Here is a 12811-nt window from a genome sequence, read left to right as displayed (position 1 = left end):
CCGTTTGAATGCGCTGGTTCTAAAATAAACGCTTTCGTTCGTCGATATATGAAATTGATTCGGTTCAATCAAAAATTGGACGGGCCATCCATGCACATTGAGGGGGAGATGGAATAATATGTTGGAATTTGATTTCGAGATGGAGAGCTTGGCTCAAATTAAAGTCATCGGTGTAGGCGGCGGCGGAAGCAATGCAGTCAACCGTATGATCGAAAACGGTGTACAAGGTGTAGAATTTATTACGGTAAATACGGACGCTCAGGCGTTGCACCTCGCGAAATCCGAGCATAAATTGCAAATCGGTGATAAATTAACCCGTGGTCTTGGCGCTGGCGCCAACCCGGATGTAGGTAAAAAAGCAGCGGAAGAATCCCGCGACTTGATCATGAACACCTTGAAAGGTGCAGACATGGTATTTGTTACAGCGGGTATGGGCGGCGGTACGGGTACAGGTGCGGCTCCGGTTATTGCCGAAATCGCCAAAGAGTGCGGCGCACTTACCGTGGGTGTTGTAACACGCCCGTTCACATTTGAAGGACGTAAACGTTCCAGCCATGCAGAGCAAGGTATTGAAGCTCTCAAGGAAAAAGTGGACACGCTGATCGTCATTCCAAATGATCGTTTGCTTGAGATTGTAGACAAAAAGACCCCAATGCTTGAAGCGTTTCGTCAAGCAGATAATGTATTGCGTCAAGCGGTACAAGGTATCTCTGACTTGATCGCTGTACCGGGTCTGATCAACCTTGACTTTGCAGACGTCAAAACGATCATGCACGAGCGTGGATCTGCGCTGATGGGTATCGGTGAATCGACTGGCGAGAACCGTGCAGCTGAAGCAGCTCGTAAAGCCATCATGAGTCCTTTGCTGGAAACGTCCATCGAAGGTGCACGTGGTGTCATCATGAACATTACGGGTGGCATTAACCTGTCCCTGTATGAAGTCAATGAAGCAGCTGAGATTGTTACTTCAGCTTCCGATCCGGAAGTGAACATGATCTTTGGTGCCATCATTGATGAGGATCTGAAAGAGGAGATCAAGGTTACAGTTATCGCGACCGGATTTGAGGACAAGCCTGCTTCGCCTCCACCTGGACGCAAACCTGCTCCAGCAAGTGAGCCTGCGGATAACCGTTCGCCGAACCTGCGTCCTTTCGGAAATCAGCCGAGCAATGATCAGCTGGATATTCCGACATTTTTGCGCAATCGTTCACGCAATAATAACAACGATTAATACTCCAATAGATTTCAATGAAGACCCGGTACTCCTGATAGGAGTAACCGGGTCTTTTTGTTTTTTATTATCCTATCACATCGTATTGAACAAATTCTGAACAACGGGTCTGAGCAATTCCGACAAAAAAAGTTGGAACGATCCCCCCATGATTAGACAGACTTTGAAAAGTGAGCTCCTTATACTTGTGAATATGCTCATGAATATCGGGATAACGTTATTTCGATATGTTGCGCGCAGGCAGGTGAAGAATGTGGTTGTATATGTGGATCTTATTTTTTTGACGAACCTGTGTATTGACGGTGCACTCATCGGACTGACGGCCTGGATGCGCAAAACGAAGCTGGTCTGGTGGAGATGGTTGCTGTCCGCGATCGTGGGTGCGCTGTACGTAGTCATGATGTTTGTACCGGAGTTTGATTTTATGTTCACCTTTTTGATCAAGTTTGGATTGTCTCTGGTGATGCTGAGTATTGCATTTGGGTTTAAGGGTCTTCAGGCATTTATGAGGACCTTGGGTACCTTCTATGTAATCAATTTTGTCGCCGCAGGGGGAATTCTGGGTGTGCACTACATGTTGCAAAGCTCTGGGGAATTGTTCAACGGCATTTGGTTTACGGCATCAGGTGGAATGTCTTTTGATTTGAAAATTGCCTTCTGGTTCACGTTTGTCGTCTTTTTTGCCGTGCTTTTTCTATTCAAAGCCGTGCAGAGCACGAAACGAAAAACAGACCGAATGACAACGTACTTGGGTAAAGTGGAGGTTTTTATTGATGATGTGACTATTTCTTGTACAGGCCTTCTGGATACAGGAAATCAACTCACAGACCCCCTTTCACGTATGCCCGTCATGGTAATGGAGGTATCGTTATGGCAAGACATGCTGCCTGCTGCATGGAAGGGCAGGTTGAAGGATGAGGCGCCGGACAACCTTATCATGGAGCTCGATCAGGAGGATTTCCACTGGCAGGATCGTTTAAGGCTTGTACCCTATCGAGGCATTAACAAAGGAACTGCGTTTATGCTGGCGATGAAGCCAGACCGGGTGAAGGTAACGATGGATGAGATGTGTTATGAGACGACAAAGGTATTAATAGGGTTGGACGGGGGCGTACTGTCATCCGATGGAAAATACCAGGCCGTGATTCACCCTGAGCTTGTGCAAGACGCTGCTTCTGCGCAGTCTACGGCTATCTCTGCGGGAGCAACAGAAAAGCCGCTGAATGTGGTATAGGAGGAACGTACATGCTTGTAAAATGGAAACTGGTGGCGCAGCTGCAGTACTATCGTTTATTATTTCTGCTTGGTTTGAAAAGTGAAGAGATTTATTATATCGGAGGCAGTGAGGCGCTACCGCCCCCATTAACACGTGAAGAAGAAGAATTTTTGTTGCAAAAGTTGTCTTCAGGGGATTCCGCGATCCGTGCCATGCTGATTGAACGGAACCTGCGACTGGTGGTATACATCGCACGCAAATTCGAAAATACAGGTATCAATATCGAGGATTTGGTCTCCATCGGTGCGATCGGGTTGATTAAAGCCGTTAATACATTTGACCCGGAAAAGAAAATTAAACTGGCAACCTATGCTTCCCGTTGTATAGAAAATGAAATTTTGATGTACCTGAGACGTAACAGTAAAATTCGTACAGAAGTTTCTTTTGATGAACCACTCAATATTGATTGGGATGGAAATGAACTATTATTATCCGATGTACTCGGTACAGAGAACGATACAATCTATCGGAATATCGAAGAACAGGTAGACCGGAAGCTTTTGCATAAAGCATTGGAAAAATTAACCGAGCGTGAGCGAATGATTATGGAGCTTCGTTTTGGCTTGACGGATGGGGAGGAAAAGACACAAAAAGATGTCGCCGATCTGCTTGGAATCTCCCAATCCTATATCTCTCGTCTCGAAAAAAGAATCATTAAAAGACTCCGAAAGGAGTTCAACAAGATGGTCTGAACAGGAGCATTTTTCATAATGGGTATTAATGGCAAGGATGCCAAGTGCGAATAAAATAGCCTGCCCCGGAGATAATGTACATTAATGTTTCTCCTTGGGAGGTAAGTCACGATGACCCGAAACAAAGTCGAGATTTGTGGCGTGGACACCGCAAAATTGCCTGTCCTCACCAACATAGAAATGCGGGAATTGTTTCATTCCCTACAGCAACACCATGATCGCTCAGCAAGAGAGAAATTAGTGAATGGCAACCTGCGCCTGGTGCTCAGTGTCATTCAGCGCTTTAACAATCGGGGAGAGTTTGTCGATGATCTGTTCCAGGTTGGATGTATCGGCCTGATGAAAGCCATTGATAATTTTGATTTATCCCAGAATGTCAAATTTTCAACCTACGCGGTGCCGATGATTATCGGTGAAATCCGTCGATACCTGCGCGATAATAACCCAATTCGGGTATCTCGCTCCTTGCGGGACATTGCTTATAAAGCACTTCAGGTGCGTGACAGCCTGACGAATAAAAATTCCCGTGAACCGACGATATTTGAAATTTCTGAGGTACTGAATGTGCCGAAGGAAGATGTGGTTTTTGCATTGGATGCCATTCAGGACCCGGTTTCGCTCTTCGAACCGATCTATCATGATGGTGGAGATCCGATCTATGTGATGGATCAGATCAGTGATGACAAAAACAAGGATGTGTCCTGGATTGAGGAAATTGCACTGCGTGAAGCGATGCACCGTCTCGGTCAAAGGGAGAAAATGATTCTGTCGATGCGGTTTTTCGAAGGGAAAACCCAGATGGAAGTGGCTGATGAAATTGGCATTTCCCAGGCGCAGGTATCCCGTCTGGAGAAATCAGCGATACAACAAATGCAGAAACATGTTAAGTCGTAACAAGGGGTAAGCCAGGAGACGATCAAAGGGAAGAAATATCCCTTTGATCGTCTTTTTGCTTTTTGGATTTCGACATCAGAGGGATTTGGAATTGTTCCATTGCCTTTCCTTCGAAAAAGAGGACATTTTTTGCGTATGAAACATATATTGTATAGAAGCGGAGAACGGGCAGAACGGATTAATCGGGGGGCGGGACCAAATGAAAGTGAATACAGGTGAACCGGTCGGTAGCGGGATGAAAATTTCGGATTTTCAAACCAAAGATGTTATTAACATTACGGATGGCAAACGTCTGGGTCAGATTAGCGATTTGGAGCTGGATCTGAAGCAGGGACGAATTGAAGCAATTGTTGTGCCAGGTTACAGCCGTTTTATGGGGCTATTCGGCGGGGGAACGGATCTAATCATCCCTTGGAGGAACATTGTGAAGATCGGTTCGGATGTGATTTTGGTTAAAATGGATGAAATGAAGGAAAATAACTACGATGAGCGTGACCGTGAAGCCCGCTTGTATGACGAGCAGAACGGCCGGGTGGACCGGGTGGAACGTATTGAACGGTTGAATCGGAACCAGCGTCGAACGATATAACCGAGACAGAACGGGGTTCATTTGGTACACTGGAAGTTGTGAGGTGAGAAGATGGAACCGTTTATTTTGGATAAGGAAATACGGTCGGGAAGCCAGAACTCAAATTGGGGTCCTGACCCGTTGTTATTATATGTGGAGCCGTGGAAATTGCAGTTTAAGCATATGAAAGCCGGTTTTACGACAAGGCAGGGTGGTGTTGGAAGCACACCTTACGCCAGTCTAAACTGTGCCTATCATGTGGGTGATGATCCGGCTAACGTGCTGAGTAATCGCAAACTTGTGGCTGAAAAGCTGGGTTTCCCTTTGGAATCCTGGACTTGTGGAGAACAGGTACATGGTAAACATGTTGCTGTAATCACGGCTGAAGAGCGGGGTAAAGGTTTGCTGGATCGACAGTCTGCATTACAGGATACGGATGGTTTGGTCACCAATGTGCCTGGTGTGCTGCTGACTTCCTTTTATGCAGATTGTGTACCCCTTTATTTCTATGACCCCGTACAACAAGCGGTGGGGCTTGCTCATGCCGGATGGAAAGGTACTGTTGCCGGTATAGCCGAATCGATGGTCGAAAAGATGGAGCAGGAATACGGAAGTCGCAGACAGGATATCCATGCTGCAATAGGTCCCTCCATTGGGGATTGCTGTTATGAAGTGGATGAAGCGGTTATGCAGCATGTACGGGTTTGGTTGGACCACTCCTCGGGTAATGATGAATACAAGAACTCTGCATCTAATCAAGTATATCGGCCTGCCACAAATGGCAAAACGATGTTAAACTTGAAAGAATGCAATCGACACATTATGATGAAAGCAGGAATATTGCCGGATCATATCGAATGTACAACTTGGTGTACAAGCTGCAATCCCGAGCTATTTTTCTCGTATCGTAAAGAAAATGGCATTACCGGGAGAATGGCGAGCTGGATTGGGCTGGAAGAGAGGTGACCCTCTGTGTCATTGGAGGAGCGTATACAACTGGTAAATCAGAAGATCGAAGCCGCGTGTCAGCGCAGTGGCCGTCAACGTGAAGATGTGAATGTGATTGCTGTCACGAAATACGTCTCACTTGAAACAACGGGAGCTGTGCTGGACCACGGTCTTGAGCATATTGGCGAAAACCGCTGGCAGGATGCACAAGCAAAATGGGAAGCATTCGGTCAGCAGGGAACCTGGCATTTTATCGGTCATTTACAGACGAATAAGGTGAAGGACGTCATCGGTAAATTCCGTTACATACATTCACTGGATCGTTTGTCCCTGGCCAAGGAGTTGGATAAAAAGGCGGCGTCTCTTGGCATCCAGGTGGAAACACTATTGCAGGTGAATATTTCGGGTGAAGAAAGCAAGTATGGCTTGCAGCCTGAACAGGCGAGTTCCTTTTTGCGTGAAATCAGTTCGTTCAACAACCTGAAGGTCATCGGCCTGATGACCATGGCACCCCATGAGGAAGATCCGGAGCTTACACGTCCCGTATTTCGCGGACTGCGTGAGCTTAGAGACCATTTGAATGGACAAGCTTTGACAGCGGAGCCATTGACCGAGTTGTCGATGGGCATGTCCAATGATTTTGAAGTGGCGATTGAAGAAGGGGCAACCTGGGTTCGGCTTGGATCGATTCTCGTAGGAAAAGAGGAGGGTTCGCAATGGGCGTAATGAATAAGTTTATGAATTTCCTCGGGCTTCAGGAAGAGGAAGAGATTGTGGAACGTGAGCGTATGGCGGCACAAGAGGAACATGATCCTGATCAGCAGGAAGCTGAAACCTCAAGTCTAGACAAACGTAGAAACCAAAGGGGTAATAATGTGGTGAGCATTCATTCCCAGAAAAATGTTAAAGTCGTCCTTTATGAACCGCGTTCTTATGACGAAGCACAAGAGATTGCTGACCATCTGCGCTCCCATCGTACAGTTGTAGTTAACCTGCAGCGGGTGCGTCAGGATCAAGCACTTCGCGTCATTGATTTCTTGAGTGGCACAGTGTATGCACTGGGAGGCGGGATTTCAAAAATTGGCGGCAACATTTTTCTCTGTACGCCAGATACGGTTGAAATTCAAGGATCAATTACGGAAATACTGGCTGACAGCGAGCAAGATTATAACAGAATGAGGTGAGCCACTTTTGTATCAGATTGAAAGCGTGTTGTACACGTTATACCAGATTTACTTTTACATGGTCATTGTCTACATATTGATGTCATGGCTTCCCAACGCACGGGAGAGCTTCATCGGTGAATGGCTAGGTAAGTTTGTAGAACCATATTTAAGACCTTTCCGCCGATTTATTCCGCCTTTGTTCGGTGTGTTGGATATTTCACCGATTGTGGCGTTGATCGTTCTTCAACTCGCGCTTAATGGGCTGATCTCCATCCTCCGATACTTTGTATATTAAGGTAGGGTGAACATAGATGAGCGGTGAAATTTACGAGCATTTTAGTCATGACGAGCGCGATTTTGTGGATAAAGCCTCAGACTGGGTTGAACGTGCAGGTAAGTATCATGACATGAAGCTAACTGACTTTCTTGACCCCAGACAGGCCTTTATTTTACAAACGCTTGTGAACCGTCGAGATGATGTACAGATTCGTCTGGATGGTGGTTATGAAACAGCTGAACGTAAGCGTGCGCTGATTGCACCGGATTATCGATATCTGGACGATGAAGATATGGGTATGCAGGTCATGAGCATTACGTCTGACGATCAGAAAATCAAAGAGCTGGAGCATGGGGACTATATGGGTGCCCTGCTCGGGCTTGGCATGAAACGTGGCAAGATCGGTGATATTCAAGTGCTGGAGGACGGGTGCCATACTGTGGTGGCGTCGGAAACCGGCGCTTTTTTATCGCTTCAACTGAATCAGGTGCATCGAGTACATGTGTTTACGGAGTTGTTGGCACTGGATCAGCTGAAATGGTCCGAGAGCAAACTGGAGACGATGGACATTACCGTGGCTTCCCTGCGTTTGGATGGAATCTGTGCAGATGTGTATCGGCTTAGCCGCAGTAAAGTTCTCGTTCCGATCAAGGCTGGCCGCTGTCGGGTGAATTGGAAAGTGGAGGAAGATCCGTCCAAAGCGCTAAAAGCGGGAGATGTGGTATCCATTCAAGGATTTGGTCGATTCAAGGTGATGGAACAGGATGGGTTGACCAAAAAGGGACGCTGCCGCGTAAAAATCGGCAAATTTGCCTAAGAGTGTTGCAGGAAAACCCGCTTTCTTGTCGAAATGTTTAAGGTAAAGGTGCAAAAAACATTCGGTGTTTCCGATATACATTAAAGTGCAAAGGTTGATAGGACCGCCAAAGGATCAGAGTCTGATCCTGCATTCCGTGTTAGTGCCAGGATTAGGCATCACATATACGGCCCCTTGGGTGGAACCCATATGCTGCAAACCTTCTCAGTCCGGGAAGGAACTTTTACAGGAGGTGGACAGCATGCCATTAACGCCGCTGGACATACACAACAAGGAATTTTCCCGACGTTTGCGCGGGTATGACGAGGATGAGGTCAATGAATTCCTGGATCAAGTCATCAAAGATTATGAAGGCGTCATTCGCGAAAACAAAGAGCTGAGCAATCAGTTGCTGTCCGTTCAGGAGAAGCTTGATCATTTTGCAACGATTGAAGAGACGCTGAGCAAAACGATCATCATTGCGCAGGAAGCTGCGGATGATGTGAAGAACAATGCGAAAAAAGAAGCACAGTTGATCGTGAAGGAAGCCGAGAAAAATGCGGACCGGATCGTAAACGAATCTTTGTCTAAATCACGCAAAATTGCTTTGGAAGTCGAAGAGCTGAAAAAGCAGGCGTCTATCTATCGTGCCCGTTTCCGTACACTTGTGGAAGCACAGCTTGAATTGTTGACTCAGGATGGTTGGGAAGCGCTGGAGAGCCGGGAGCAGGAAGTCCGTGACCGTGAGCGGGAAATGAAGGAAATTTATTAGTCTATCCGCCTGGTTGACTTTTGCCTGTAAAGAGGCTATAACTATATTCATAATGAATAGTGATTCCATGACGGGTTCAGTACGTTATGATCTCATCCCTCAGAGAGTTGGCGTTTGGTGCAAGCCAATGGATGAGTTATAGCCGAATATCTCCCCGGAGAAGTGACGCTGAAGCGGTGAAGGATTGGCCGTGTGTAAGCGAAACCGTGAGCCGAACGTTATATCGGCACCCTGCTGTAGTTAAGCGGGGCATAAGCGCTGTTGATGACAGAGCATACCCAATTTATATTGGATGTGGTTTGTGATGAACAGAATTAGGGTGGTAACGCGAGCACAACCTCGTCCCTTTCCAGGGATGAGGTTTTTTTGTGTCCAAAAAAAGTAGCGAACGTACATGAGGCCCGAAGGTGCCTCAGGGAGAGAGCCAACCGCCGGAGGAGCGAAGCGTCCGGCACCGGGGTTTCGCCAAGGCGAACGCCCATGAGGCCCGAAGGTGCCTCAAGGAGAGAGCCAGCCCGCCGGAGGAGCGAAGCGTCCGGCACTGGGGTTCGCTAAGGCGAACGCCCATGAGGCCCGAAGGCGCCTCAAGGAGAGAGCCAACCGCCGGAAGAGCGAAGCGTCCGGCACCGGGGTTTCGCCAAGGCGATCGCCCATGAGGCCCGAAGGTGCCTCAAGAAGAGAGCCAACCGCCGGAAGAGCGAAGCGTCCGGCAACTCCCTTCTCGCGGTAAGGCCCTGCGGCGTTCCCGAAGGGGACAGCCGCATGAGGGCCGACTCCAACATACACACCCTCGCCAACGCCGCCGTAGCTCCCGCCAAAGACGACCCTTTCCGGGTGTCCAGAGGGCGGAGCGCCTATGGGGTCCCCCTTGGTAAGGGGGATTTAGGGGGATTGAAACGCTTTTTGTGGACGGTCCACAATCCATACTTGAAAGGAAGATTATCATGCAACGAGTTGACGTCAAAGAGAAAGCACGTGCCAGAGAACTACGTGTGTTAAACAAATGGAAAACCGAGAATACATTCAAAAGATCCATCGAAAACCGCGAAGGTAAGCCGAACTTCGTATTTTACGAGGGGCCGCCTACAGCCAACGGTAAACCGCATATCGGTCACGTATTGGGACGGGTAATCAAGGATTTTGTGGGACGTTATAACACGATGAAGGGTTACCGCGTCGTTCGTAAAGCAGGCTGGGATACACATGGTCTGCCTGTAGAACTGGGTGTTCAGAAAAAGCTGGGCATCTCCCATAAGTGGGAAATCGAAGATTATGGTGTGGAGAAATTCATTAACGAATGTAAAGCGAGCGTGTTCGAATACGAACAACAATGGCGCGATCTGACCGAAGGTATCGGCTACTGGACCGACATGAATAATCCGTATATCACACTCGACAACAATTACATCGAAAGTGTGTGGAACATTCTGGCGACGATTCATGAAAAAGGTCTGCTGTATCGCGGTCACCGCGTGAGTCCTTACTGTCCGTCTTGTCAGACTACACTTAGCTCCCATGAGGTAGCGCAAGGGTATAAAGACGTGAAAGACCTCAGTGCTACAGCCAAATTCAAGCTGAATGACAGCGGCGAATTCGTGCTTGCCTGGACAACGACCCCTTGGACATTGCCTTCACACGTTGCGCTTGCCGTGAACCCGGATATGGACTACTCCCGTGTTCGTCAGGACAACGAAGTGTACATCATGGCGACTAATCTTGTTGAGAAAGTCATGAAGGATGCCAAAGGGGAGTATGAAATCATCGGTGCCCTGAAAGGTTCTGACCTGGTTGGCAAAACGTATGATCCTCCGTTTAACTACGTACAGGCTGAGAAAGCAAATATCATCCTGGGTGCAGGTTTTGTAACCGATGCAAGTGGTACAGGGATTGTACACATGGCACCAGCACATGGTGAAGATGACTATCGTGTATGTCGTGAGCATGGCATCAGCTTTGTGAACATGGTGGACCTGGAAGGTAAGTTTGTGCCACAGGTAACTGATTTTGCCGGACGTTTTGTTAAGGATTGCGATATTGATATCGTAAGATACTTGTCTGAAAAAGGACGTTTGTTCAGCAAAGAAAAATATGAGCATAGCTATCCGTTCTGTTGGCGTTGTGATACACCACTTCTGTACTATGCAATGGACAGCTGGTTTATCCAAACTACAGCAATCAAGGATCAGTTGATCGCCAATAACAGTGAAGTAGACTGGTACCCAGGCCACGTTCGTGACGGGCGTTTCGGGAAGTTCCTTGAAGATCTCGTAGACTGGAATATCAGCCGTGACCGTTACTGGGGAACGCCACTGAACATCTGGGTGTGCGAAGAGACAGGTGAACAATTCGCTCCGCATAGCATCGCTGAACTGCGTGCTCGTGCCATTGGCGACGTGCCTGAGAATCTGGAGCTGCATAAGCCGTATGTAGATGACGTCAAAGTCATGAGCTCTTGTGGCAAATATGAAATGAAACGTACACCGGAAGTGATCGATGTCTGGTTCGACAGCGGCTCCATGCCGTTTGCCCAGCAGCACTATCCATTTGAAAATAAAGAAATATTCGAACAGCAATATCCGGCAGACATGATCTGTGAAGGAATTGATCAGACACGCGGTTGGTTCTACAGCTTGCTGGCCGTATCTACACTTTTGACAGGCAAAGCACCTTACAAAGCAGTTATGGCAACAGGCCACGTTCTCGATGAGAACGGACAAAAGATGTCCAAATCAAAAGGCAACGTTATCGATCCTTGGGAAGTTATCGAAGAATACGGTACAGATGCATTCCGCTGGGCTTTGCTGTCTGACAGCGCACCGTGGAACAGCAAACGTTTCTCCAAAGGCATCGTGGGCGAAGCGAAATCCAAAATGGTGGATACGCTGGTCAACACCCATGCATTCCTGACGCTGTATGCTACAATTGATGGATTTGATCCACAGGAGCATCCGTTTAAATTGTCATCACACAACCTGGACCGCTGGATTTTGTCAAGACTGAACAGCCTGATTCTCGTTGTAGAAAAAGCGCTGGCTGTTAATGACTATCTGAACTCTTCCAAAGCCATTGAAGCGTTTGTAGATGAACTCAGTAACTGGTACATTCGTCGTTCCCGTGACCGTTTCTGGGGCAGCGGATTGACAGAAGACAAACTGGACGCTTACCGTACCCTTACCGAAGTGCTGGTGACTACAGCCAAGCTGGTGGCTCCATTCACACCAATGCTTGCAGAAGATATCTATCTGAACCTGACTACTGGTGAGAGTGTGCATATGGATGATTATCCGGTTGCCAATGAAACGTTGATTGACTTGGATCTGGAGCAGGATATGGAGACAGCACGCCGAATCGTTGAACTTGCCCGTAACGTCCGTAACGAAACAGGTATCAAGACACGTCAACCGTTGTCTGAACTGATCGTTTCCCTGGATAAAGGCTTCGATCTGGCAAGTTATGAAGAGATCATCAAGGATGAGATCAATGTCAAAACGATTCGTACCGAGCATGATGATGCGGATTTCGTTGATTTCACTTTGAAATTGAACCTGAAAGTGGCGGGTAAAAAATACGGTAAAAACGTAGGCTTCCTGCAGAACTTCTTCAAGGGAATGTCAGCAGATGAGACGCGTAAAGTGGTGACAGAAAATCTTCTGAATGTCGTTTCACCTGAAGGCGAAGAGCTGCAAGTGACGGGTGAAGAACTGCTGGTGGAGAAACAAGCCAAATCCGGTTTTGCCTCGGCATCCGGCTATGGTCTGACAGTAGCTCTCAATACGGAGATCACAGCAGAACTCGAACAGGAAGGCTGGGTCCGTGAAGTCATTCGTGCAGTTCAAGACACACGGAAGAAGCTGGATCTACCGATTGAGAAAAGAGTACGTTTGACGCTGGATGTAGACTCTGCTTTACAAGAAGCGATTCAGGCTTTTGATCATGTGCTGCGTGAGAATGTGCTCGTTACCGAAGTTACCTTCGGAACGAATGATTCGATGCAACGCATTGAAGCCGGAGGCAAAGCCATCGGTGTTTATATCGAGGGGTAATACAGTAATTCTCACGTAAGGCGTTCCTGGAGAAAGGATTGCTTTGTCAGACTTTAACGGGGATAGAGTAACTCTATTTCAAATAGGACAGTATATAGAGACAGACATGCCAACGAGCCTCAGATGCAGGAGATCAATCCTGTATCCT

At 47.6% G+C, this 12811-nt stretch carries 12 protein-coding genes and 1 other annotated feature; all 12 genes read left to right on the top strand.

Annotated features, from left to right (window positions below; translation table 11 throughout):
* The first annotated feature begins 118 nt into the window (after window positions 1-118).
* The 12 genes from ftsZ to ileS all read left to right on the top strand — a co-directional run bounded on the left by ftsZ (window position 119) and on the right by ileS (window position 12663).
* On the top strand, window positions 119-1231 hold the full coding sequence (gene ftsZ, locus BLS14_RS18880) for a cell division protein FtsZ (RefSeq protein ID WP_063566980.1): 1113 nt from the start codon (window positions 119-121) through the stop codon (window positions 1229-1231).
* 253 nt (window positions 1232-1484) lie between these two features.
* Window positions 1485-2465, top strand: a complete 981-nt coding sequence (gene spoIIGA / locus BLS14_RS18875; protein ID WP_090953850.1) for a sigma-E processing peptidase SpoIIGA — start codon at window positions 1485-1487, stop codon at window positions 2463-2465.
* An 11-nt stretch (window positions 2466-2476) separates the two neighbouring features.
* Window positions 2477-3199 (top strand): RNA polymerase sporulation sigma factor SigE, encoded by a 723-nt coding sequence (gene sigE, locus BLS14_RS18870; RefSeq protein WP_017687308.1) that lies wholly within the window; start codon window positions 2477-2479, stop codon window positions 3197-3199.
* A gap of 111 nt (window positions 3200-3310) precedes the next feature.
* Complete coding sequence (gene sigG / locus BLS14_RS18865; protein WP_063566979.1) at window positions 3311-4093, top strand: RNA polymerase sporulation sigma factor SigG; 783 nt, start codon at window positions 3311-3313, stop codon at window positions 4091-4093.
* A 235-nt stretch (window positions 4094-4328) separates the two neighbouring features.
* Complete coding sequence (locus BLS14_RS18860) at window positions 4329-4682, top strand: YlmC/YmxH family sporulation protein (RefSeq protein ID WP_063567037.1); 354 nt, start codon at window positions 4329-4331, stop codon at window positions 4680-4682.
* Window positions 4683-4733: 51 nt separating this feature from the next.
* On the top strand, window positions 4734-5627 hold the full coding sequence (pgeF, locus tag BLS14_RS18855) for a peptidoglycan editing factor PgeF (RefSeq protein ID WP_072734482.1): 894 nt from the start codon (window positions 4734-4736) through the stop codon (window positions 5625-5627).
* A gap of 6 nt (window positions 5628-5633) precedes the next feature.
* Window positions 5634-6335 (top strand): YggS family pyridoxal phosphate-dependent enzyme, encoded by a 702-nt coding sequence (locus BLS14_RS18850; RefSeq protein ID WP_072734481.1) that lies wholly within the window; start codon window positions 5634-5636, stop codon window positions 6333-6335.
* Window positions 6326-6793 (top strand): cell division protein SepF, encoded by a 468-nt coding sequence (locus tag BLS14_RS18845; protein WP_063566976.1) that lies wholly within the window; start codon window positions 6326-6328, stop codon window positions 6791-6793. The genes BLS14_RS18850 and BLS14_RS18845 overlap by 10 nt, the downstream gene beginning before the upstream one ends.
* A gap of 7 nt (window positions 6794-6800) precedes the next feature.
* Window positions 6801-7070 (top strand): YggT family protein, encoded by a 270-nt coding sequence (locus tag BLS14_RS18840; protein WP_301290087.1) that lies wholly within the window; start codon window positions 6801-6803, stop codon window positions 7068-7070.
* Between the two features lie 16 nt (window positions 7071-7086).
* A complete protein-coding gene (locus tag BLS14_RS18835; protein WP_063566975.1) occupies window positions 7087-7869 on the top strand; it encodes a YlmH family RNA-binding protein in 783 nt (260 codons plus the stop codon).
* A gap of 241 nt (window positions 7870-8110) precedes the next feature.
* Window positions 8111-8620 carry a DivIVA domain-containing protein gene (locus tag BLS14_RS18830; protein WP_063566974.1) on the top strand — a complete coding sequence of 170 codons (510 nt, stop codon included), beginning with the start codon at window positions 8111-8113 and terminating at the stop codon, window positions 8618-8620.
* Between the two features lie 58 nt (window positions 8621-8678).
* Window positions 8679-8970, top strand: a binding site (T-box leader).
* Between the two features lie 594 nt (window positions 8971-9564).
* A complete protein-coding gene (ileS, locus tag BLS14_RS18825; RefSeq protein ID WP_090953434.1) occupies window positions 9565-12663 on the top strand; it encodes an isoleucine--tRNA ligase in 3099 nt (1032 codons plus the stop codon).
* Window positions 12664-12811: the final 148 nt, after the last annotated feature.

Source organism: Paenibacillus sp. OK060 (assembly GCF_900101205.1).
Lineage (GTDB): Bacteria > Bacillota > Bacilli > Paenibacillales > Paenibacillaceae > Paenibacillus > Paenibacillus marchantiae.
This window is presented reverse-complemented; position numbering and strand designations above follow the sequence as displayed.

What these genes read in the sequence shown, in the direction of transcription:
- BLS14_RS18835 (WP_063566975.1), top strand. Translation starts at nt 7,087, where the DNA reads ATGAGCGGTGAAATTTACGAGCATTTTAGTCATGACGAGCGCGATTTT.
- sigG (WP_063566979.1), top strand. Translation starts at nt 3,311, where the DNA reads ATGACCCGAAACAAAGTCGAGATTTGTGGCGTGGACACCGCAAAATTG.
- pgeF (WP_072734482.1), top strand. Translation starts at nt 4,734, where the DNA reads ATGGAACCGTTTATTTTGGATAAGGAAATACGGTCGGGAAGCCAGAAC.
- sigE (WP_017687308.1), top strand. Translation starts at nt 2,477, where the DNA reads ATGCTTGTAAAATGGAAACTGGTGGCGCAGCTGCAGTACTATCGTTTA.
- BLS14_RS18860 (WP_063567037.1), top strand. Translation starts at nt 4,329, where the DNA reads ATGAAAATTTCGGATTTTCAAACCAAAGATGTTATTAACATTACGGAT.
- ftsZ (WP_063566980.1), top strand. Translation starts at nt 119, where the DNA reads ATGTTGGAATTTGATTTCGAGATGGAGAGCTTGGCTCAAATTAAAGTC.
- BLS14_RS18845 (WP_063566976.1), top strand. Translation starts at nt 6,326, where the DNA reads ATGGGCGTAATGAATAAGTTTATGAATTTCCTCGGGCTTCAGGAAGAG.
- ileS (WP_090953434.1), top strand. Translation starts at nt 9,565, where the DNA reads ATGCAACGAGTTGACGTCAAAGAGAAAGCACGTGCCAGAGAACTACGT.
- BLS14_RS18830 (WP_063566974.1), top strand. Translation starts at nt 8,111, where the DNA reads ATGCCATTAACGCCGCTGGACATACACAACAAGGAATTTTCCCGACGT.